The organism is Pseudomonas sp. MDT1-85 (genome assembly GCF_054898065.1).
In genome coordinates this window covers 2,814,653-2,835,516 of record NZ_CM142715.1, presented here as the reverse complement: position 1 = coordinate 2,835,516, position 20,864 = coordinate 2,814,653, and the positions used below count along the sequence as shown (strand labels likewise).

At 59.5% G+C, this 20,864-nt stretch carries 19 protein-coding genes; 12 read left to right on the top strand and 7 right to left on the bottom strand.

What is annotated here, in order from left to right; translation table 11 throughout:
* Positions 1-11 precede the first annotated feature (11 nt).
* Together ACYZT2_RS12850 and ACYZT2_RS12845 are read left to right on the top strand one after the other, a co-directional pair.
* On the top strand, positions 12-1,658 hold the full coding sequence (locus ACYZT2_RS12850; RefSeq protein WP_461972606.1) for a GMC family oxidoreductase: 1,647 nt from the start codon (positions 12-14) through the stop codon (positions 1,656-1,658).
* Between the two features lie 192 nt (positions 1,659-1,850).
* Positions 1,851-3,473, top strand: a complete 1,623-nt coding sequence (locus ACYZT2_RS12845) for an MFS transporter (RefSeq protein WP_461972604.1) — start codon at positions 1,851-1,853, stop codon at positions 3,471-3,473.
* 248 nt (positions 3,474-3,721) lie between these two features.
* On the opposite strand, the gene ACYZT2_RS12840 is transcribed toward ACYZT2_RS12845, so the two are convergent.
* On the bottom strand, positions 3,722-4,084 hold the full coding sequence (locus tag ACYZT2_RS12840) for a DUF427 domain-containing protein (RefSeq protein ID WP_367371855.1): 363 nt from the start codon (positions 4,082-4,084) through the stop codon (positions 3,722-3,724).
* Between the two features lie 147 nt (positions 4,085-4,231).
* Between ACYZT2_RS12840 and ACYZT2_RS12835 the strand changes: the two genes are divergently transcribed.
* The 5 genes from ACYZT2_RS12835 to ACYZT2_RS12815 all read left to right on the top strand — a co-directional run bounded on the left by ACYZT2_RS12835 (position 4,232) and on the right by ACYZT2_RS12815 (position 8,730).
* Entirely contained in the window at positions 4,232-4,561 is a 330-nt protein-coding gene (locus ACYZT2_RS12835; RefSeq protein ID WP_461972601.1) for a DHCW motif cupin fold protein, read from the top strand.
* Positions 4,562-4,676: 115 nt separating this feature from the next.
* Complete coding sequence (locus tag ACYZT2_RS12830; RefSeq protein WP_461973096.1) at positions 4,677-6,617, top strand: DNA topoisomerase III; 1,941 nt, start codon at positions 4,677-4,679, stop codon at positions 6,615-6,617.
* A gap of 179 nt (positions 6,618-6,796) precedes the next feature.
* Positions 6,797-7,336 carry a GNAT family N-acetyltransferase gene (locus tag ACYZT2_RS12825; protein WP_461972599.1) on the top strand — a complete coding sequence of 180 codons (540 nt, stop codon included), beginning with the start codon at positions 6,797-6,799 and terminating at the stop codon, positions 7,334-7,336.
* A 638-nt stretch (positions 7,337-7,974) separates the two neighbouring features.
* Positions 7,975-8,304, top strand: coding sequence for a hypothetical protein (locus ACYZT2_RS12820; protein ID WP_461972597.1), 330 nt, complete (start codon positions 7,975-7,977; stop codon positions 8,302-8,304).
* A 126-nt stretch (positions 8,305-8,430) separates the two neighbouring features.
* Positions 8,431-8,730 (top strand): hypothetical protein, encoded by a 300-nt coding sequence (locus ACYZT2_RS12815; protein ID WP_461972595.1) that lies wholly within the window; start codon positions 8,431-8,433, stop codon positions 8,728-8,730.
* On the opposite strand, the gene cynR is transcribed toward ACYZT2_RS12815, so the two are convergent.
* On the bottom strand, positions 8,716-9,618 hold the full coding sequence (cynR, locus tag ACYZT2_RS12810) for a transcriptional regulator CynR (RefSeq protein ID WP_461972593.1): 903 nt from the start codon (positions 9,616-9,618) through the stop codon (positions 8,716-8,718). The two genes, ACYZT2_RS12815 and cynR, sit on opposite strands and share 15 nt — an antisense overlap.
* A 118-nt stretch (positions 9,619-9,736) precedes the next feature.
* On the opposite strand from cynR, the gene cynS reads away from it, so the two are divergent.
* Together cynS and ACYZT2_RS12800 are read left to right on the top strand one after the other, a co-directional pair.
* On the top strand, positions 9,737-10,204 hold the full coding sequence (gene cynS, locus ACYZT2_RS12805) for a cyanase (RefSeq protein ID WP_460146384.1): 468 nt from the start codon (positions 9,737-9,739) through the stop codon (positions 10,202-10,204).
* Positions 10,205-10,403: 199 nt separating this feature from the next.
* Positions 10,404-11,063, top strand: a complete 660-nt coding sequence (locus tag ACYZT2_RS12800; RefSeq protein ID WP_461972590.1) for a carbonic anhydrase — start codon at positions 10,404-10,406, stop codon at positions 11,061-11,063.
* 102 nt (positions 11,064-11,165) lie between these two features.
* On the opposite strand, the gene ACYZT2_RS12795 is transcribed toward ACYZT2_RS12800, so the two are convergent.
* From ACYZT2_RS12795 to glsB, 4 genes are all read right to left on the bottom strand, one after another.
* A complete protein-coding gene (locus ACYZT2_RS12795) occupies positions 11,166-11,516 on the bottom strand; it encodes a BON domain-containing protein (RefSeq protein WP_461972588.1) in 351 nt (116 codons plus the stop codon).
* Positions 11,517-11,780: 264 nt separating this feature from the next.
* On the bottom strand, positions 11,781-13,283 hold the full coding sequence (locus ACYZT2_RS12790) for an aldehyde dehydrogenase family protein (RefSeq protein ID WP_461972586.1): 1,503 nt from the start codon (positions 13,281-13,283) through the stop codon (positions 11,781-11,783).
* Positions 13,284-13,366: 83 nt separating this feature from the next.
* Positions 13,367-14,485 carry a DUF3616 domain-containing protein gene (locus ACYZT2_RS12785; RefSeq protein ID WP_461972584.1) on the bottom strand — a complete coding sequence of 373 codons (1,119 nt, stop codon included), beginning with the start codon at positions 14,483-14,485 and terminating at the stop codon, positions 13,367-13,369.
* Positions 14,486-14,573: 88 nt separating this feature from the next.
* On the bottom strand, positions 14,574-15,482 hold the full coding sequence (gene glsB / locus ACYZT2_RS12780) for a glutaminase B (RefSeq protein ID WP_461972582.1): 909 nt from the start codon (positions 15,480-15,482) through the stop codon (positions 14,574-14,576).
* A gap of 229 nt (positions 15,483-15,711) precedes the next feature.
* On the opposite strand from glsB, the gene ACYZT2_RS12775 reads away from it, so the two are divergent.
* The 3 genes from ACYZT2_RS12775 (at position 15,712) to ACYZT2_RS12765 (ending at position 17,659) form a co-directional block, all read left to right on the top strand.
* Positions 15,712-16,341: a ferric reductase-like transmembrane domain-containing protein gene (locus ACYZT2_RS12775; protein WP_461973094.1), complete on the top strand. Its 630-nt coding sequence runs from the start codon at positions 15,712-15,714 to the stop codon at positions 16,339-16,341.
* Between the two features lie 95 nt (positions 16,342-16,436).
* Positions 16,437-16,913 carry an HvfX family Cu-binding RiPP maturation protein gene (locus ACYZT2_RS12770; protein WP_461972580.1) on the top strand — a complete coding sequence of 159 codons (477 nt, stop codon included), beginning with the start codon at positions 16,437-16,439 and terminating at the stop codon, positions 16,911-16,913.
* Between the two features lie 47 nt (positions 16,914-16,960).
* Complete coding sequence (locus ACYZT2_RS12765; RefSeq protein ID WP_461972578.1) at positions 16,961-17,659, top strand: dienelactone hydrolase family protein; 699 nt, start codon at positions 16,961-16,963, stop codon at positions 17,657-17,659.
* 51 nt (positions 17,660-17,710) lie between these two features.
* Here ACYZT2_RS12765 and ACYZT2_RS12760 read toward each other — a convergent pair whose 3' ends face one another.
* Positions 17,711-20,854 (bottom strand): efflux RND transporter permease subunit, encoded by a 3,144-nt coding sequence (locus ACYZT2_RS12760; RefSeq protein WP_461972576.1) that lies wholly within the window; start codon positions 20,852-20,854, stop codon positions 17,711-17,713.
* Positions 20,855-20,864 lie beyond the last annotated feature (10 nt).

The following is a 20,864-nucleotide window of genomic DNA, read 5'->3' as shown; positions in this document are numbered from 1 at the left end:
CGAGGTCAGGGATGCAGACTTCCCTTGATGAATACGACTACATCGTGGTCGGCGCCGGGCCGGCCGGTTGTTTGCTGGCCAATCGATTGTCAGCCAACCCGCAGCATCGCGTGTTGCTGCTCGAAGCCGGTGGCCGCGATAACTACCCGTGGATTCACATCCCCGTCGGTTACCTGTTCTGCATCGGCAACCCGCGCACCGATTGGTGCTTCAAGACCGAAACGCAACCGGGCCTGCAAGGCCGCGCCCTGAGCTACCCGCGCGGCAAAGTACTCGGCGGCTGTTCCTCGATCAACGGCATGATCTACATGCGCGGCCAGGCCGGCGATTACGACGGCTGGGCGGCCGAGGGCAATGTCGGCTGGAGCTGGCAAGACGTGCTGCCACTGTTCAAGCAAAGCGAAAACCATTTTGCCGGCGACTCGCAATTTCATGGCGCTGCCGGCGAATGGCGGATCGAACGTCAACGGCTGTCGTGGCCGATTCTCGATGCCTTCCGCACAGCGGCCGAACAAAGCGGCATCGCCAGCATCGATGACTTCAATCAGGGCGACAACGAAGGCTGCGGCTATTTCCAGGTCAATCAGAAAGCCGGGATCCGCTGGAACGCGGCCAAGGCGTTTCTCAAACCGATTCGCCAGCGCGCCAATCTGACGGTGCTGACCGACGTCGAAGTGGACCGCGTGCTGCTGGAAAACGGCCGTGCCTCAGCGGTCAGCGCACGCTGGCAAGACCAGGCGAAAACCTTCAAGGCACGCAAGGAAATCGTCCTGTGTGCCGGTTCCGTCGGCTCACCGGGCATCCTCCAGCGTTCCGGTATCGGCCCTCGCCCGCTGCTGCAAAAACTGGGCATCGGCGTTGCCCATGAACTGCCCGGCGTGGGCGGCAACCTGCAGGATCATCTGCAACTGCGGCTGATCTATAAACTGGAAAACGCCCGCACCCTGAACCAGATCGCCGGCACGCTGTGGGGCAAAATGGGCATGGGCCTGCGTTATCTGTATGACCGCAGCGGTCCGCTGTCCATGGCCCCGAGCCAACTCGGCGCCTTCGCCCGTTCGGGGCCGGAGCAGACCTCGGCGAACCTCGAGTATCACGTGCAACCGTTGTCGCTGGAGCGTTTCGGCGAGCCGCTGCACGCCTTCCCCGCGTTCACTGCATCGGTCTGCGATCTGCGCCCGCAAAGCCGTGGCCGGATAGACATTCGCTCCGCCGACCCGCGGGAAGCGCCACTGATTCAGCCCAACTACCTGAGCCATCCCGAAGACTTGCGAGTAGCAGCCGATGCCATCCGCCTGACTCGTCGCATCGTTTCCGCACCGGCCTTGCAGACGTTCAAACCGGTCGAGTACCTGCCCGGCGACAGCTTGCAGAGTGAAGAGCAACTGCATGAAGCCGCCGCCCGGATCGGCACCACGATTTTCCATCCGGTGGGCACCTGCCGGATGGGCAACGATGCGGACGCGGTGGTCGACGCCGAATTGCGCGTGCACGGCATTCCCGGCCTGCGCATCGCCGACGCCTCGATCATGCCGCGCATCACCTCGGGCAACACCTGTTCGCCGACGCTGATGATTGCCGAGAAGGCCGCGCAATTGATCCTCAGCCCCGACACAAGGAGCTTCAACCCGCAGAAGGAACTGCTGACTAACCCCTGAATCACACCCGTAGGAGCGAGGCTTGCCCGCGAAGAACGATGACGCGGTGTGTCAGGTCTGACGCCTTCGCGAGCAAGCTTCGCTCCTACAAAGATCGACGTACACCCCGCTTTATGGATAAACGCGGCATCAGCCCACAAGGCCGGCGCCGACAGTGGAACAACAAAAACAATCACTGTGAGGGATACCGATATGTCAGAACATGTTCAGCCTCTGGAAGCCGTCCGCAGCGCCGGCACCAGTCAGGAAACCCAGAAAGTCATCTTCGCTTCGTCCCTCGGGACGGTGTTCGAGTGGTACGACTTTTTCCTCTACGGCGCCCTCGCGGCGGTCATCAGCAAACAATTCTTCGCTGGGGTCAACGACACCACGGCGTTCATCTTTGCGCTGATGGCCTTCGCCGCCGGCTTCATCGTCCGGCCGTTCGGTGCGCTGGTGTTCGGACGTTTGGGGGACATGATCGGGCGTAAATACACGTTCCTCGCGACCATTGTCCTGATGGGCGTGGCGACCTTCTGCGTCGGCTTGCTGCCGACTTATGCGAGCATCGGCATCTCCGCGCCGATCATCCTCGTGGTGCTGCGCATGCTTCAGGGCCTGGCGCTGGGCGGTGAATACGGCGGCGCGGCCACTTACGTCGCGGAACACGCGCCGATGGGCAAACGCGGTTTCCACACCAGCTGGATTCAGTCCACCGCCACCCTCGGCTTGCTGCTGTCGCTGCTGGTAGTGCTCGGCTGCCGCTACTTCACCGGTGACCAGTTCGAAGTCTGGGGCTGGCGCATTCCGTTTCTGCTTTCAATCGTGCTGCTGGGCATCTCGACCTGGATACGCCTGAGCCTGCACGAGTCGCCTGCGTTCGTGAAAATGAAAGAGGAAGGCAAGCTCTGCAAGTCGCCGCTGCGCGATTCCTTCGGCAAATGGGACAACCTGAAAGTGGTGCTGATTGCGCTGTTCAGCATCAACGCCGGGCAAGCGGTGACCTTCTACGCGGCGCAGTTTTATGTGCTGTTCTTCCTCACCCAGTTCCTGAAAATGGACCCGGCCCTGGCCAACAGTCTGCTGATCGTCAGCGTGATCATTGGCGCACCGTTCTTCATCTTTTTTGGCTGGCTGTCGGACAAGGTCGGGCGCAAACCGGTGCTGATGATCGGTCTGTTGCTGGCCACCGCGCTGTACTTCCCGATCTTCAAGACCCTGGCCCATTACGCCAACCCGGCCATCGACCAGGCCAGCCGTCAGGCACCGATCACCGTGCTGGCTGACCCGGCCACCTGCACCTTCCAGTTCGACCCGGTGGGCAAGGCAAAATTTGATAGCCCGTGCGACAAGGTCAAAACCTTCCTGGTCAAACAGGGCCTGCCCTACAATAGCGAAGCGGCCCCGGCTGGCAGCGCTGTGCAGGTCAGCATTGGCGAGGTGAAAATCGATGGCTATGACGAAGCGGCCCTGCGCGGCGCAGTGACCCTGGCCGGGTATCCGTCACAAGCCGACACACAACAGATCAACAAACCGATGATCGTGGCGCTGATCGTCGCGCTGATCATCATCTCCGCCATGTGCTACGGCCCGCTGGCGGCACTGATGGTCGAACTGTTCCCGACCCGAATCCGCTACACGTCCATGTCCCTGCCCTACCACATCGGCAACGGCTGGTTTGGTGGTTTCCTGCCGACGGTGTCGTTTGCCTTGGTGGTGTACACCGGGGATATTTTCTATGGGCTGTGGTACCCGGTGGTGATTACCGGGGTGAGCCTGGTGGTGGGAATGATCTGTTTGCGTGAGACGAAGAATGTGGATCTGGACACGAACTAACGGCTAGCGGGAGGTTTATGTGTGGCGAGGGGATTTGCCCTCGCCAATCAGCTAAGCCGCGATGCGATTTGTAGCCGCGGGCGAAGCCTGCGTTCGGCTGTAGCAGCTGTCGAGCCGGCGAGGCTGCGTTCGGCTGCGAAGCAGTCGTGAATTCGGCTAACGCGGTCTGCCTGACGTACCGCAATCTTTGGTTTTACGACTGCTTCGCAGCCGAATGCAGCCTCGCCGGCTCGGCAGCTGCTACAACCTCAGGTGTCGAGCACTTCAAACGTCACTTCTTCAGGATAAAACGCCACATACCCGCGAATCTGCGCGACTGACACCTTCGGGTGCTCATAACTCCAAACCGCATTGGCACCTTCATGCCCGGGGATTTGCAGACTGAAATAGCTGGCATCGCCCTTGTACGGGCAATAGCTGGTGTGGTCGGTGCGGGCGAAATACTGTTCAGCGATGTCCTCCCGCGGGATGTAGTACACCGGAGGATAATTGGCCTCATGCATGACCAGCGCCCGAGTGGATGACGCCACTTGAATGCCATGGAACTTCACCACCACGCAGCCGGGTTGAGGGCTGATGGCGATGGGATTACCGGGTCCGGGGGCTTTCATAGAACAGGATCCTCTGTCGCTGCTGCGCTGTATCGCGATCCGACAGGTATACCTCATGTTTCGGCATCGCGACTGCTTCACAGCCGAACGGAGCTTGCTTGGGCTACAGTGAGGTCCCAAAACAGCATGCCCCACCAGGAGAGCAGCATGGACATTGCCAACATCCCCTTCGGCACCACCGACTGGTCGCAAATCGAACCCACCGAACACCCGGGCGAGACCGGCAGCGCCCTGTGGCGCACCCGGCAGTTCGGCGCGATTCGTGCGCGTGTCGTCGAATACACACCGGGGTATCTGGCCGATCACTGGTGCTCAAAGGGGCATGTGCTGTTTTGCCTGGAGGGAGAACTGCACTCCGAACTGGAAGACGGTCGAGTCTTCGTTCTCACGCCGGGCATGAGCTATCAAGTGGCGGACAATGCCGAAGCGCATCGTTCATCCACCCCCATTGGCGCCAGGTTGTTCGTGGTGGACTGACCGCTGTCATCAACCGCAACAGCTTAAGCTGTACATCCATACAGATAAAGATTGCTCCATCGCTCATCAGCCGCCATTCTGTGCACCTCTCGAACACTGATTGATGATGGTGGTTATGCAGCTGTACCTCTGTGAAAAACCCTCCCAGGCCAAAGACATCGCGGCCGTGCTCGGCGCCAAGCGCCGGGGCGACGGCTGCTGGCTGGGAACGGGTGTCACGGTGACCTGGTGCATCGGCCATCTGCTGGAAACCGCACCGCCGGATGCCTATGACGCGCGTTACAAGCGCTGGGTGCTGGCGGATCTGCCGATCATTCCCGAAAAATGGAAGATGACCGTCAAACCGCGCACGGCCAGCCAGTACAAGGCGGTCAAACGCTTGCTCGGCGAGGCTAGTGAACTGGTGATTGCCACCGACGCCGACCGTGAGGGCGAGATGATCGCCCGGGAGCTGGTGGAGCATTGCCGTTATCGCGGGCCGATCCGGCGGCTGTGGCTGTCGGCGCTGGACGATGCATCGATCCGCAAGGCGCTGGCGGCGCTCAAGCCGGGGGCCGAGACGTTCAGCCTTTATCATTCGGCGTTGGGGCGCTCCCGGGCCGACTGGTTGATCGGGATGAACATGAGTCGGCTGTTCACCCTGCTGGGGCGTCAGTCCGGTTATCAGGGTGTATTGCCGGTCGGTCGGGTGCAGACGCCGACCTTGCGGCTGGTGGTGGATCGCGACCGCAGCATTGCCGATTTCGTCCCGATCGCCTACTGGACGATCGATGTGCAACTGCTGCACGACGGCACCGCGTTCACCGCCCAGTGGCGTGCGGCCTCCGACGTTTGCGACGATCAGGACCGCTGCCTGAATCAGGCGCTGGCTCAGAAAGCCGCTGCGGCCATTGGCGGTGCAGCGAGCGCTCGGGTGATCAAACTGCGCACCGAACGCATGCGCGAAGTCGCGCCTTTGCCGTTCGATCTGGGCACCCTGCAAGAAGTCTGCTCGAAGAAGCTCGGGCTCGGCGCTCAGGAAACCCTCGATATCGCCCAGGCGCTGTACGAAACCCACAAAGTCATCACCTACCCGCGCAGCGACTGCGGTTACCTGCCGCTGAGCCAGCACAGCGAAGCCCCAAGTATTCTTGCGGCGCTGAGACAGGCCGACCCGGCATTGAACGCATTGCACGATCACCTGGAGCCCCAGCGCCGCTCACGGGCCTGGAACGATGCCAAGGTCAGCGCACACCACGGCATCATCCCCACCGCGGCGGCGAAAAACCTCGAGCGTCTGGTAGGCAAGCAACGGGCGGTCTACACCCTGATTCGTGCGCGTTATCTGGCGCAGTTCCTGCCCAACCATGAGTACGACCGGACCCAGGCCGACTTCGATTGCGCCGGTGAAGCCTTGCGTGCCGTGGGCAAGCAGATTGTCGAACCCGGCTGGAAACGCGCCCTGCCCGAGGCCCTCGCGCCAGCCAAGGGCCGTGAAGCACCGGCACCACAAACACTGCCGGCATTGGCCGAAGGGCGTGACTGCGCAGTGGCTGATGTAAAGCTCAAGGACCTTTGGACCCAGCCGCCCAAGCCGTTCACCGAAGGCGATCTGATCAAGGCGATGAAGAACGTCGCCAAACTGGTGGAAGATCCGCTGCTCAAGCAAAAGCTCAAGGACACCACCGGCATTGGCACCGAAGCCACACGCGCCTCGATCATCCAGGGCCTGCTGGACCGCGGCTACCTGATCAAGAACGGCAAGGCCCTGGCCGCGACGCCGGCAGCGTTCAGCCTGATCGATGCCGTACCGCGCGCGATTGCCGATCCCGGCACCACGGCAATCTGGGAACAGGCCCTGGACATGGTGCAGAGCGGTGAAATGAGCCTGGAAGAATTCGTCACCAAACAAGCTGCATGGATGAGCAAGCAGGTGGCACGTTGCGCCGGCCTGAACCTGACCATCAGCGGGCCGGCAAGCCCGGCCGGGCGTGGCGCCACACCGTGGAAAAACAAACGCAAACCGGCCAAACGCAAACCCTCGACCGGTGCCAAACGCACGGCGAAACCGGGTTAACGCAAAGGCTCAGGGCTTGAAGAGGACATGTAGGAGCTGCCGAAGGCTGCGATCTTTTGATTTTGGCTTTATTGGTTGATCGGGTACAGGCAATGGCAAGATCAAAAGATCGCAGCCTTCGGCAGCTCCTACACTGATCGGCATCAGGCAACAGCCCTGCTTTCTGAAAAGGTACAACCATGACGACAATCAGAAGCCAGCCCTCAATAGAACTGCACGCCGCTCAGCGCGATGAACTGGAAACCATCGAAAACCTGATGCAGTTCTACGTGTATGACTTCAGCGAATGGCTGCCGCTGAAACTTGGGGAACATGGCTTCTTCAACATCCAGCCCAGGCTTGATTATTGGCGCAACCCGGCAACCAGGCCGTTTCTGATCAAGGTGGACGGCGAACTTGCCGGTTTTGTGACCGTGGATAACGAAACCCATATCGGCGGCGCCGAGCACAACATCGGCTACTTTTTTGTCAGTCGACGTTTTCGGGGCCAAGGCGTCGCGAAGTTTGTCGTCTCTGCCCTCTTGAGTCGGTTCCCCGGTCAATGGCAGATTTTCCACATCGATGCCAACCAGCCTGCGCGGCTGTTCTGGGCCAAGGTGATGGCCGATCTCACGGGCGGTGAATTCACCCTGCATCACCTGCCGATCGATGGTTATCCATGCACCGTTTACCGCTTTAAAACATCGCAGCCTTCGGCAACTCCTACGGGGCTCCCGTAGGAGCGAGGCTTGCCCGCGAAGGCCATCACGCGGACAAACTGATGGACCGCGTCATCGTTCTTCTCGGGCAAGCCTCGCTCCTACAGAAGGCTGATTCCAGCAACGCCTTAGTCCTCCAGGCGTTAACTACACCCGACTTTCTAATTCCAAAACCACTTTGTCCGACAATATGTAGTGAACAAAAATAATCACTACAAAACCGTTGACGCCTCCGATTTGCCCTTGCATGATGCAGACATCTCCCCGATCGGGAGTACAGGCAACACGTTTGAGCAAGCTCGTCTGACCGCCGAGCTGTTTTTCCCGGATACACGCTGCCCACAAGGCAGATTGAAGAAGCTGACCTGGCCCGAACGTCCAGTACAAGGACGAGAAGCGCTGGCGATCAATCCTCATGAAGCTTGTGGCCGACCCTGAAAACGTCGGCAGTGGCCTCCAGGTATTCGCTGCTTCTCTTCGTTGTGACGCTATTGCGTAGCAGTTATTCAACACGACTACATGCAACAGACGCGAGACCCCGTCGTATTGACGGCCGACCGCTGACGTCCTGGTTTCGGTGCCAGGGATCAACTAACCGATGGGCTACTTGTATTAGCGAATCAACTTTGAAAGATCACCAAATGGTCAAGGGGCTTACAATGAATCTGAACAATCAACCTACTATCGATGAACTGGCTCGCTTGTTCGCTGCGCAAAAAGACAGCCAGGACAGCCATATTCTGTGGATCAGCAAATCGGGCCAGGTTCAAATCGACTGCCTGTCGCCCCATGCCCACGAAGAAGAGTTCGACCGGAGCAACCAGAACCTGCTCGCCCGACTGAAGATGTACCGTCGCGGCCAGGGTTATGTCGGCAAGAAAGCCGCGGCCGACAAAGACTTCATCGGTAATGTGCTGCAAACGCTGAAACAGGCGTGGGCATCGATGCAGAACCAGAACGAAGTTCGGGTGATTGATCGGTTGTATTGATATCCCCCCTCAGTAAAGAAAAAAGGCCCCGCTCGGAATATCGAGCGGGGCCTTTTCGTTTGTCTCGTGCGCACCAAACGAAGCTATGGTTAACCGTATGCCCTGCTGGATCTCTGGAGGCTTGCGATGAACAAAATCCTGATATTCATAGTGTTCGCGATGGCGAATGTTGCCCATGCGAACACCCTCCCTGGCATTCCCTCGTTCGATGCGGACTGCCCCGGTAAAGTCGTCGTCCATGCGGATCAGAGCGGCCCGGTATTGATCAACAGTAAAGAGGCGGTAACCAAAGCCATCAACGATCGTCGCTTCGAAGCCAGGGGTTCGGGCGTCACGCTCTCGATCGTCCTCGCCGATGACGATTCGGTGACCGTGACCTCCATCGGCAAGGCTCCCAATGGGCTGTGCCAGTCAGTGGATGACTGACTTCGCCGACTCGACCGCAGCGCCCAACACCAGCTCCATAAAGGCCACCGACGCCGCACTGTGATAGTTGTTTTTGCGCCGAAGCAGCGCGGCCCCTCGGTTGGGCGCCTCCCCCAGCAGCGGAATTTTGTGCAAGGCCCGTTCCGCAGTGCCGATGGGCTCCGGCAGTATGGTGGCCATCGGCGCGTGGCGAATGACCTCCAACAAAGTACTCACCGAGTTCACCTCGATCGCCACTTTGGGCGTGATGTTCTGTTGCCGAAAATACCCGTCGATGGAAGATCGGGTGATGAAGTCCGGCGTCAGCAACGCGAACTCCAGTTGCGTCACCTCCTTTGGCGATAGCGGGTTCTGGCGCTCGTACAACGGATGACTGCGCCCGACCATCACGCCCAAGGTCTCGACAAATGCCGGCAGGCATTCGATGTCGGGGCTCCTCACCGGGGTAAAGGCGATGGCGATGTCCAGCGAGTCATCGAGCAATCCGGCCTCGATGTCGTCCATCGACAATTCGAAAATCTGCAGATGAATGTTTGGAAACTTCGCCACGTAGTCGCGCACCAACGGCCCCACCAGATACGCCATGAACGTTGGCGTCATGGCCAGTCGCAAACTGCCGCGGGACAAATCCTTCACGTCATGCAGCGCGCGTTTCCCTGCTTCAAGTTCCACCAGCACCCGACGGGCACTTTCAATATAGGCCAGCCCCGCATCGGTCGGCTTGACCGTGCGCGAGGTGCGGTCGAACAGGCTGACGCCCAACGTTTCCTCCAGTTGCCGGATCTGCTGGGACAGCGTCGGTTGAGAGACGTGCAACGCCTCGGCGGCGCGGGTGAAGCCACCGTGGTCGGCGACCGCCAGCAAATAGCGCAAATGTCGAAGCAGCATGGGGCACACCCTCTATAGGCAGGACTTATGCGAAGCATTGTATATCGGTCTTGGACCCTATGGATCAATCGACCGAAGATGGCTCCACTTTCCAGCGACAACCGATAGGAGTCACACCATGCAACAGTCCCATGCTTACCAAGACCCGAGTCTGGCCTTGACCACTTCGATCCTCGATGCCAAGGCGCGCAAGAATCTGTCCTGGCAGGATCTGACCGACGGCACCGGCCTGGGCCTGGCCTACGTCACCGCCGCCCTGCTCGGCCAACATCCGCTGCCGGAAGCCGCCGCCAAGGTGATTGGCGAGAAACTCGAACTGGACGCCGACGCTGTGGCCCGCCTGCAGATTATTCCGCTGCGCGGCAGCCTCTCGGGTGTCCCGACCGACCCGACCATCTACCGTTTCCACGAAATGATCCAGATCTACGGCACCACGCTCAAAGCCCTGGTTCACGAGCAATTCGGCGACGGCATCATCAGCGCGATCAACTTCAAGCTGGACATGAAGAAAGTTGAAGACCCGGAAGGTGGTTCTCGCGCGGTGATTACCCTGGACGGCAAGTTCCTGCCGCTGCGTCCGTTCTGAAATAGCCCGCACCGACTAATGCCAGTCAGTTAAGAATTTGAACACCGCCCACCTGTGGGAGCGAGCCTGCTCGCGATAGCGGCGGGCCAGTCAACATTGATGCTGAATGTACCGCCATCGCGAGCAGGCTCGCTCCCACATGGATTGTGCCTAACTGACCGGCATTAGCCCCCCCTCATTCATTGCAAGGAAATCAGCCATGAAAGCGCTCATCGCAGGTTTATTGAAGTTCCAGAACGAAGCCTTCATCCAACGTACCGACCTGTTCAAACACCTGGCCACCACCCAGCATCCCGGCACTTTATTCATCACCTGTTCCGACAGCCGCGTAGTGCCGGAGCTTCTGACCCAGCAAGAACCCGGCGAACTGTTCGTGGTGCGCAATGCCGGCAATATCGTGCCCTCTTACAGTCCGCATCCCGGCGGTGTGTCGGCCACGGTCGAATATGCAGTCGCGGTATTGGGCGTGACGGACATTGTGATCTGCGGGCATTCGGACTGCGGCGCCATGACCGCCATCGCCCAGTGCAAATGCATGGATCACCTGCCCGCCGTCAGTGGCTGGTTGCAACACGCCGAGTCGGCCAAGGTAATCAATGACTCCCGCCCTCACGCCAGCGACGCAGCCAAGGTGAGTTCGATGGTCCGGGAAAATGTCATCGCCCAACTGGCGAATATCCAGACTCACCCGAGCGTGCGTCTGGCCCAGGAAAAAGGCCTGCTGAATCTGCATGGTTGGATTTATGACATTGAGACCGGTTCGGTCGATGCTCTGGATGCCAGCCGTCGCAACTTCGTGTCGCTGGCCGAGCATCCAGACACCTGTGCGGTGTATGGGCAAGCGGTCGAAGCCGCCTGAAGGCGTCACCCGTCCGAGCTGCGCCAGGCTTGGCGCAGCGTTACAAAGTGGGCAGGCGCACTACTTCTCAACCGGGAATGTGCCACTCACAAATCGCCTTTATCATTTGTCATCGATCTTTGAAGACGATTGTGACCGACGCTCGGAGGACTCTTCGGCATTGGGCGCTTCTGGAAAACTGCCCGGTGTGAACACGTGAGTGAGCAATTCGCTGGCATCGATGTCGACGACACCATGAACCGAACGGGCCAGAGCAACAGCCTGCTCACACTGCCTGTGAGTGTTGACGCGACCGCTCAATGCCACCCTGCCCGCATGGGTTTTGACATGGACATGCAGGCCAAGGGTTGAGTCGGCCAATGCCAGGGCCGACTTCACCCTGGTGGTAATCCACGCGTCGTGAACGACCGTTTCCAGATCATGAGAGTAATGTTGAAAGGAATGAAGTTTCATGGCGCAATCCTCACGTAATCAGATGCGCCGCCCGCCCCACCGCAGACACGCACACACATTAAGTATAGTGCTTGCCGTTGCCTGCGGTCGGGGGGCTGTCCCTGATGCCGGCAAGATGTAAGAGCGACGAATATCCTGTGGGAGCGGGCTTGCTCGCGAAGACGACGGCACAGTCAACATTGATCTCGTCTGACACACCGCTTTCGCGAGCAAGCCCGCTCCCACAGGTTTGCGCGGCTTAACTTACCGAACTGGCGTGCCGTCTCAGCGTTTGACCGACAGATCCGTCTGGGTCATGCGGCTACGGATGGTGAACACGCCATCCCCCGAGAGAATCGCGCTGCGCGCAAACAGGCGTCCACTCTCCCAGTTCGAAAGCCCCAGCTCCGGCTTGTTCAGCGCGTACTGCCCGTCGACCCAGCGGGTAATCCCGTTGCCAACAAAAGGCGCGTTGACCGCGTTGTAGAAACGCTCCTGCGCCGGGGCATCTTCACTGATCAGCGACACGGTGAATTGCGGGCTGTAGCGGTTGAACAAGACGATGGCCTGGTCCAGGTCGTCGACGATCTTCAGGCTGACTTCCGGGGTTTCTTCCCACTCCCACTCGCGGCCCAATTGATCCTCGGGCAGCGGTTCGGCCAACGCTTCGGTCTGATAGCCTTCGGCGCGGTACACCTCGACGCTCGCGGTTTGCCAATCAGTTGGCAAATGCTGTTCGCTACCCTCGACGATATGCAATTTGCAGCCCTGGCCCCGAACGGTGCCGGCCTGTTGCAGTGCGTCGAGAAACAGCGGCACCAGTTCAGCGGCGCGGTCGCGGTGGATCAGGCAAACGTTGAGAGTGTTGCAGACTTTGCGGTCCAGCGAGTTGCGCACCACGGCGGCAAAACGCTGGGCATCGGCGTCCTTGTCGGCGATCAGCCACGCGCCACCAGTGCCGTGCAAGCTGACCGCGGTGCCGGCCTGTTGCGCGATGCTGCCCAACTGACTAACCGCACGTCCCGAACCACGGGCCACAGCCAATGACAGGCGCCGGTCGGCGAACATCGCCCAACCGGCGGCGTGATTGACACTTTCCACCAGCGACACCGCGCCGGTCGGCAATCCGGCATCAGCCAACGCAGGATTCAATGCATGGGTGACGATGGCTTGGGCAGTGCCCAACGCATCGCTGCCAATGCGCAGCACCGCGGTGTTACCGGTGCGCAATACACCGGCGGCGTCGGCAAAGACATTCGGCCGGCCTTCGAACACGAAGGCGACAATGCCCAGCGGCGAAACCACTTGCTCGACTTTCCAGCCGTCGTGCTCGACGCAGCTCACGACCTTGCCGCGGGTGGCCGGTGCATCACGCCAGGCCCTGAGGCCGGCGATCATGTCGCCGCGCATGCGTTCATCGGCGAGCAACCGCGTGGTGGAGCGCCCGCGCGCCTTGGCCCGCTCGATGTCGACCAGGTTGGCGGCCGCAATCAAGGCCCAGCATTCAGGCGTTTCCAGGCGTTGGGCAAAGTGATCGAAGAACTCGCTGATGGCGTGATCCGAGACGCTGGACATTGCAGCGAATGCCGCTTCGGCGCCCTCGATGGCGACTGCCGCTGCTTGCTGATCCGCCACCGGGATCAGCAACAACTCGCCGCTGACTTGCTCCACCAGCAGATGGTCGCCGGGCTGAAAGCGCGCCGCCAGTTCGGGGCTGACGACAGTGACACGATTACCGGCAAAAGGGATCGGCGTGCCAGCGACTAGACGTTCGAGCGCAAGAGACATGAAACGGTTTCACCATGCAGGGGAGCGGCCAGAAAATGTATAGGAAAATCCGTGGAGCGTCATTCACCGGGGCGCAGTGGCGCTTACTTTTTCGCAAGTCGAAATACATCTTGCTCCAGGCAATTGCTCCCCTGTTTGCGCCACGCGGCGTTCGCGTCATAGACCACCAGCAGCAAGGGCTCTTCCACGCCGGCGGTGCTGATAAAGGTCATTCCTTCGGCATGATCGCAGCCTTTATCCTCTCCTTGCCCGTAAGGAACCTCCAGGACCGGCGTCAATTGTTCGCTGAAGACAACACTTTCGTCTGTTGGCCTGGCGCCGTCGTGCCATCGAAATACGCTGACAGGCCCGTCGAGGTTCATTGTCGGCCCGGCCAGGATCAACATGTCGTCACCCTCGATGCATAAGTCCCTGACACCGAGTCCATCCAGCTGGAGAAAATGCTTTCGATATTTTCGCCCCCCAGGCCCGATTTTTTTCAGTGTCAGCGTATGGGCGGTCTTGGGATGGTTCTCCGGTTCAATCTCCAGAACAATCGTCCAGCCCCGCAGCACAGGCCCTCGCAACCCGATAAAAACACGCTTGCCGTTGATCTCCAGGCCTTCGGTATCGAACCCGTTGTCCTTGCCGGGGATGTGCAGAAATGCCCCCACATGCTCGTCGTTCTTGAGTTCATCGAGCAATTCGTTACCCAGTTGATTGCCGGCCAATTGGGCGGCGACTCGATCATCGCTGGCGGTGCTATTCACCAAAGTGAACGTCCCGCTTACTTCGACCACCGGAATCCGGGCCAGGAGAAAACGATTGCCATCGCGGCTGACAGTTGCCAGACGCTCGGCGTTTTTCTTCAGGGACTTTGTGCTGTCGGGCTTTTTCCGTTTCAGACTGTGAGACCCCACAATCCAGAGATACCCCGTGTCGCGGTCGTAGCTCATGCCTTCCAGGTCTGCTTCAACGAATTCTTCGCCATCCTTCGGGATGACCGGTAGCGCCAACAGGGACGCCAACGGGAACTGTTTGTGCTGGTCAAACAGAAACTCGCCCACATCGGTGCGCTCATGCAGGGTGAGGCGCTCCAGGCTCAAGGATTCATCATTGGCGACCCACAGGGTATTGCCTATCTGGACCACGGCAGACAACCCTTTGCGCAAATGAGCGTCTGTGTCATTGAAGACTAAAAGCGCGGAACCGAATTTCACCATGACGCCACCCGCCCCTTCACCCGTTCGGGTGAGTCAAAGAATGCCTGCTTCACGGTAGCGGTCATCGGCCGCTAGTCAAGACATGCCATCAGAACACCGACCAGCCAATCCGCTGACTCAACAACTCCAGCGCCGCCATTCCTGCGAGGGAATTGCCGGCGGTGTTCAGTTCCGGGGACCAGACGCACACCGTGAATTGCCCCGGCACCACCGCGACAATCCCGCCACCGACGCCACTCTTGCCCGGCAGACCGACGCGATAGGCAAAGTTACCCGCTTCGTCATACAGCCCGCTGGTGGCCATGATCGAGTTGACTTGTTGGGTCTGGCGGGCGCTGAGGATCTGGGCGCCGCTGTGTTTGCAGAAACCGTCGTTGGCCAGAAAGCAGAACGTGCGGGCCAGATCCACGCAACTCATGCGCAACGCGCAATGGCTGAAGTAGCTGCGCAGCACGGCTTCGACGTCGTTATGAAAGTTGCCGAACGATTGCATCAGATAAGCCATGGCCGCGTTGCGCGCGCGGTGCTGGTATTCCGACTCGGCGACCCTGCCGTCCACCATGACATTCGGGTTGCCAGACAAACGCCGGACAAAATCACGCATCGACAACGCCGGCGCGGCAAAACGTGATTGGTTGATGTCGCAGATCACCAGCGCACCGGCGTTGATAAAGGGATTGCGCGGGCGCCCGCGCTCGAACTCCAGCTGCACCAGTGAGTTGAACGGCTGCCCGGACGGCTCGTGGCCCAGGCGCTCCCAAATCGCTTCGCCGGAATGGTCGATGGCCTGCACCAGGCTGAACACCTTGGAAATACTCTGTACCGAGAACGGCGTGTCGGCGTCTCCGGCACAAAACAACTCGCCGTCGTTGCCGTACACGGCAATGCCCAACTGATTGGACGGCACGGTGCCGAGGGCAGGAATGTAATCAGCCACTTTGCCCTGACCGATCAACGGTCGGACTGCGTCAAGGATCTCGTTCAACAGCGCTTGCATGCCGGGTTCCGAAGTCTCGCCCCATGGGATTGCGGGGACACTGTCGCTAGACGCTGCTGGTCGGGGCTGAATCACAGTTTTGTATGGGAATGTATCTGTCGCGGTCGGGGATACATGAACTTGCACCGGGCGACCTTTCGGACATACCGCCCATACACCCGCTTGAAACACTCCTGCCCTCCGCTGACCACCGGTAAAACCGGGTCGGCCCTTGCTCAGGAGTGTTGTCATAATGACCCCAATTCCCCGTTACCACGGCTGGTCGCTGTTTGGCCTGCTGTCCTTGCTGGTGCTGTTGATGACCGGTCTGATTCTGTTGCTGAACCCGGACCTGGTGGAAGCCACTCGCAGCGCCATTCGCGCCACGGCGCGCACCTCGTTTGTGCTATTTCTCGCCGCGTTCACCGCCTCCGCTTTGGCTGTGCTGGTGCCCTCGCCTTTCACCCGATCATTGGTGCGCGAGCGACGCTTCATCGGCCTGGCCTTTGCGTTTTCCCACCTGGTACACGCCATCCTGATCTACAGCTACGGCCAACTGAACCCCGAGTTCTGGCCCGGCCGCACCACGGTCGGCAACATCCCGGGCTCGGTTGGTTATCTGTTCATTCTGCTGATGGCGCTGACCTCGTTCAAAACCACGGCGCGCCTGATCGGCCCCAAAGCTTGGAAAACCCTGCATGTCAGCGGGATGTGGGTACTTGCGGCGGTGTTCACCTATTCCAACTTCAAACGCATCCCCATGAGCGGGTGGTACGTCTTGCCGTTCGGCCTGATGTTTTCGGCGATCGTCGTTCGGCTGCTGGGCAAGATTGCGCTGAAGTACAAACGGTTAGCCAGGAACACGTTATTGACCGAATGATGTCTCAACAACATCAACATTTCCCCTGTAGGAGAAGGCTTAAAGGCTTCGCGGGCAAGCCTCGCTCCTACGGGGATCTGTGTCGACCACCGAATATGGTTCGCCACAATCCTGTAGGAGCGAGGCTTGCCCGCGAAGCTTTTAAGCCTTTCTCACACATTGGTTTTTCCGGAGCTCAAGCCCATGAACACCTCTCTCTCATCAGCCATCAAAGACCTGCACCTGAACCGTTTCCCTTCAATCACGTGCCGGCCACGCTGAACTGGGAACTGGCGATGTGGGCCGAATTGATCTGCGCCCTCGCCCTGCTGGTGGGCCTGGGGACGCGGGTCTCGGCGATTATTCTGACCGTGGTCACGATCGTCGCGACCGCTGCCGTTCACTGGCCGGCCGATTGGTCTACATTGAGTGAACTTGCCCAGGGTTATGCCATCAGCAATAAAGGCCACGGCAATTTCAAACTACCGCTGATCTACCTCGTAGCCCTCATGCCGTTGTTGCTCTCGGGGGCTGGAAAACTCAGCGTCGACGCGCTGTTGGCTCGATACTTTTGGCGGCGCAGTCACCGCTGATACGCCAGCGTCTCGATAACCCATCCAACTTATGTAAAGGAGCCATCATGAGCGTGACCACCCAATGGATCGAGATCACCAGCGCCGAGGGCACATTCGGCGCTTACCTGGCCATCCCCCACACCCGTAAAGGTCCGGGAATTGTGCTGATTCAGGAAATCTTCGGCGTTAACGAGCACATCCGCTCGGTCGCCGAGCAATACGCCGCCGACGGCTATCTGGTCATCGCGCCGGATCTGTTCTGGCGCCACGGCCGCCGTATCGAACTGGGCTACGACGAAGCCGGCTGGAAACGCGCCGTCGAGCTGATGAACGCCACCGATATCAAAGAAGCGCAGGCCGACATCAAACTGACCATCGACGCCCTGAAGGCGCAACCAGGCCTGGACGGCAGAATCGCTTCTATCGGTTTCTGCTTCGGCGGCATGCTGTCGTACAACACCGCAGCCAACGGTTTTGTCGACGTGGCGATCGCCTACTACGGCGGCGGCATTCAAAACCAATTGGATCGAGCCAACGAAATCAAAGTGCCCGTGCTGATGCATTTCGGCGAACAGGACAGCCACATCCCCATCGACGCCGTGAAGCAAATCGCCGAGCGTTTCGAGTTCAACGACGACGTCGATATCGAGGTGTATCCGGGGGCGGAACACGGCTTCAACTGCTCACACCGTGACAGCTACAACCAGCGGGCGGCGGTTGAGGCGCATGGCAATACGTTGCTCTTTTTGAGTCAGAACCTCTGAATCAGACAAGCCGGCAGCCGAATCGCATTCGTGCCGCCGGGAAGCTGAGCGCTATTTCACTACATGATCGATCTGGAGCTGACGACGGCGCATCAAGCGATACGCTGCCGGGATGACAAACAGAGAAAGCAGGGGCGCGGTGATCATGCCGCCGACCATTGGCGCGGCGATTCGGCTCATGACCTCACTACCGGTGCCTCCACCCAGCAGGATCGGCAACAACCCTGCAATGATCACCGCAACAGTCATGGCCTTGGGTCGGACGCGCTGCACCGCCCCCTCACGAATCGCGGCATCCAGCCCGAGCTCAGTGCGATCACCAGCGTCTTCACGCTCTGCCAAGGCGTTCTTCAGATAGAGCAGCATGATCACGCCAAACTCGGCGGACACACCGGCCAGCGCAATGAAGCCGACACCCGTAGCCACCGACAGATTGAACCCCAGCCAATAGAGAAACCACGCCCCACCTGCAAGTGCGAAAGGCAGTGTCGCCATAATCAGCAAGGCTTCGTCGAAACGCGCGAACGTCAGATAAAGCAGCACAAAGATGATCAGCAGCGTGGCGGGCACTACCCACTTGAGTCGCGCGTTGGCCCGTTCAAGAAACTCGAACTGCCCGGAATAGCTCAGGCTCATGCCGGGCTGCAATTTGACCTGCTCATTGACGACCCGGCGCAGGTCGGCGACCACTGACGCGATGTCCCGTCCACGCACGTCGATATACACCCAGCCGGACGGGCGGGCGTTCTCGCTTTTGAGCATCGATGGACCATCAGCTACCTTGACCTTCGCTACCGTAGCGAGGGTGATCTGGCCTCCCAGCGGCGTGTAGATTGGCAGTTGCTCCAGAGCGCCCAGAGAGTCACGCCACTCACGGGGATAACGCACGTTGATCGGGAACCGTGCACGACCTTCGATCGTTTCCCCAACGTTTTCACCGCCGATGGCACCGGCCACGATCGATTGCACATCGGCAATATTGAGTCCGTAACGAGCAGCAGCCTTACGGTCAATATCCACATCGATGTAATGCCCGCCAGTCAGACGTTCGGCCAGCGCGGAACTGACGCCCGGCACGCCTTTGGCGGCGCGCTCGATCCCCTGCGTGGCCGTGTCGATCTGCGCCAGATTGTTCCCGGAAACCTTAATCCCGATCGGGCTTTTGATGCCGGTGGCGAGCATATCGATACGGTTGCGAATCGGTGGAATCCAGATATTGGTCAGCCCGGGGACGCGGACTACTTGATCCAGTTCTTCCACCAATTTTTCCTGGGTCATTGCTGGGCGCCATTGTTCTTGTGGCTTGAACTGGATGGTGGTTTCAAACATCTCCAGCGGTGCCGGGTCGGTGGCGGTTTCTGCACGGCCAGCCTTGCCGAAAACGTGTTCGACTTCCGGCACGGTTTTGATCAGCCGGTCCGTCTGCTGCAGCAACTGCGCCGCTTTCTGTGCAGACAATCCCGGCAAGGCCGAGGGCATGTAAAGCAAATCACCTTCATCCAGCGGCGGCAGGAACTCGCCCCCTAAGCGAGACATCGGCCATAACGCGCTGAGGAAGATCAGCAACGCCACCAGCAGGGTGCTTTTCGGTCGGTTCAACACCGCGTCCAGGGCCGGTTGATAGAGCCTGATCAACCAGCGATTCAACGGATTGCGTTGTTCATCGGGGATCCGCCCGCGAATCCAGTAGCCCATCAACACTGGCACCAAAGTCACCGACAGCCCCGCCGCTGCGGCCATTGCGTAGGTTTTGGTGAACGCCAGTGGTCCGAACAGGCGTCCTTCCTGGGCCTCCAGAGTAAACACCGGAATAAACGACAGTGTGATGATCAACAGGCAGAAGAACAGCGCCGGTCCAACCTCTACCGCCGCGTCAATCATGACTTGCCAATGACGCTCACCTTTCAGTTCTTCCAACGGGTGAGCGGCATGCCAGGCCTCGATCTTCTTGTGGGCGTTCTCGATCATCACCACCGCGGCGTCGACCATGGCTCCGATGGCAATCGCAATCCCACCCAGCGACATGATGTTGGCGTTGATCCCTTGATGACGCATGACGATAAAAGCAATCAACACGCCAATCGGCAAAGAGATGATCGCCACCAGCGCCGAGCGTAGATGCCAAAGAAATATCCCGCAGACCAGTGCGACTACGATGAACTCCTCGATCAGCTTGTGGCTGAGATTTTTCACAGCGCGATCAATCAGCTTACTGCGGTCGTAGGTGGTGACAATGTCTACGCCGGCCGGCAAGCTGCTTTTCAATTCATCGAGCTTCGTTTTGACCGCCGCAATGGTTTCGCGAGCATTCTTGCCGCTGCGCAAAATCACCACGCCGCCCACGGTCTCACCTTCGCCATCGAGCTCAGTGATGCCGCGACGCATTTCTGGCCCCAGTTGAATCGTCGCCACATCGCCGAGGGTCACGGGCACGCTGCCCACTCCGAGCTTGAGGGGAATGGCACGGAAGTCATCAAGCGTTTTCAGATAGCCCGAAGCACGCACGATAAATTCGGTTTCGGCCATCTCCAGCACCGCACCACCGGTTTCCTGATTGGCCTTGCCGATTGCCTCGGTGACCTGGGTCTGAGTGATTCCCAGGCTGACCATTCTCAGCGGATCGAGCTGAACCTGATATTGCTTGACCATCCCGCCGACGGTGGCCACTTCGGCAACGTTGGGCAGGGTCTTGAGTTCGAATTTGAAGAACCAGTCCTGCAGGGCGCGCAGTTGCGCGAGGTCATGCCTGCCGGTGCGATCCACCAGCGCGTACTGATAAATCCAGCCAACCCCGGTGGCATCCGGTCCCAACGCCGGTTTGGCGCTGGCCGGCAGCCGACTCTGGACCTGGCTCAGGTACTCCAGCACCCGTGAGCGCGCCCAATACAAATCAGTTCCATCCTCGAACAACACGTAGACAAAGCTGTCGCCGAAAAAGGAATAGCCACGCACTGTCTTGGCTCCCGGCACCGACAACATGGTCGTTGCCAGTGGATAGGTCACCTGGTTCTCGACAATCTGTGGCGCCTGGCCTGCATAGGGTGTACGGATGATCACTTGAACATCGGACAGATCCGGTAGCGCATCGATGGAGGTGCTTTGCACTGACCAGATGCCCCAGGCCGTGACAAACAAGGTTGCCAGCAGCACCAGGAAACGGTTGGCCACGGACCAGCGAATCAATCCGGCAATCATGGCTGGGCTC

Excerpts from the sequence above, each read along its gene's own strand:
- ACYZT2_RS12850 (WP_461972606.1), top strand. The coding sequence starts at position 12 with ATGCAGACTTCCCTTGATGAATACGACTACATCGTGGTCGGCGCCGGG.
- ACYZT2_RS12845 (WP_461972604.1), top strand. The coding sequence starts at position 1,851 with ATGTCAGAACATGTTCAGCCTCTGGAAGCCGTCCGCAGCGCCGGCACC.
- ACYZT2_RS12840 (WP_367371855.1), bottom strand. The coding sequence starts at position 4,084 with ATGAAAGCCCCCGGACCCGGTAATCCCATCGCCATCAGCCCTCAACCC.
- ACYZT2_RS12835 (WP_461972601.1), top strand. The coding sequence starts at position 4,232 with ATGGACATTGCCAACATCCCCTTCGGCACCACCGACTGGTCGCAAATC.
- ACYZT2_RS12830 (WP_461973096.1), top strand. The coding sequence starts at position 4,677 with ATGCAGCTGTACCTCTGTGAAAAACCCTCCCAGGCCAAAGACATCGCG.
- ACYZT2_RS12825 (WP_461972599.1), top strand. The coding sequence starts at position 6,797 with ATGACGACAATCAGAAGCCAGCCCTCAATAGAACTGCACGCCGCTCAG.
- ACYZT2_RS12820 (WP_461972597.1), top strand. The coding sequence starts at position 7,975 with ATGAATCTGAACAATCAACCTACTATCGATGAACTGGCTCGCTTGTTC.
- ACYZT2_RS12815 (WP_461972595.1), top strand. The coding sequence starts at position 8,431 with ATGAACAAAATCCTGATATTCATAGTGTTCGCGATGGCGAATGTTGCC.
- cynR (WP_461972593.1), bottom strand. The coding sequence starts at position 9,618 with ATGCTGCTTCGACATTTGCGCTATTTGCTGGCGGTCGCCGACCACGGT.
- cynS (WP_460146384.1), top strand. The coding sequence starts at position 9,737 with ATGCAACAGTCCCATGCTTACCAAGACCCGAGTCTGGCCTTGACCACT.
- ACYZT2_RS12800 (WP_461972590.1), top strand. The coding sequence starts at position 10,404 with ATGAAAGCGCTCATCGCAGGTTTATTGAAGTTCCAGAACGAAGCCTTC.
- ACYZT2_RS12795 (WP_461972588.1), bottom strand. The coding sequence starts at position 11,516 with ATGAAACTTCATTCCTTTCAACATTACTCTCATGATCTGGAAACGGTC.
- ACYZT2_RS12790 (WP_461972586.1), bottom strand. The coding sequence starts at position 13,283 with ATGTCTCTTGCGCTCGAACGTCTAGTCGCTGGCACGCCGATCCCTTTT.
- ACYZT2_RS12785 (WP_461972584.1), bottom strand. The coding sequence starts at position 14,485 with ATGGTGAAATTCGGTTCCGCGCTTTTAGTCTTCAATGACACAGACGCT.
- glsB (WP_461972582.1), bottom strand. The coding sequence starts at position 15,482 with ATGCAAGCGCTGTTGAACGAGATCCTTGACGCAGTCCGACCGTTGATC.
- ACYZT2_RS12770 (WP_461972580.1), top strand. The coding sequence starts at position 16,437 with ATGGTTCGCCACAATCCTGTAGGAGCGAGGCTTGCCCGCGAAGCTTTT.
- ACYZT2_RS12765 (WP_461972578.1), top strand. The coding sequence starts at position 16,961 with ATGAGCGTGACCACCCAATGGATCGAGATCACCAGCGCCGAGGGCACA.
- ACYZT2_RS12760 (WP_461972576.1), bottom strand. The coding sequence starts at position 20,854 with ATGATTGCCGGATTGATTCGCTGGTCCGTGGCCAACCGTTTCCTGGTG.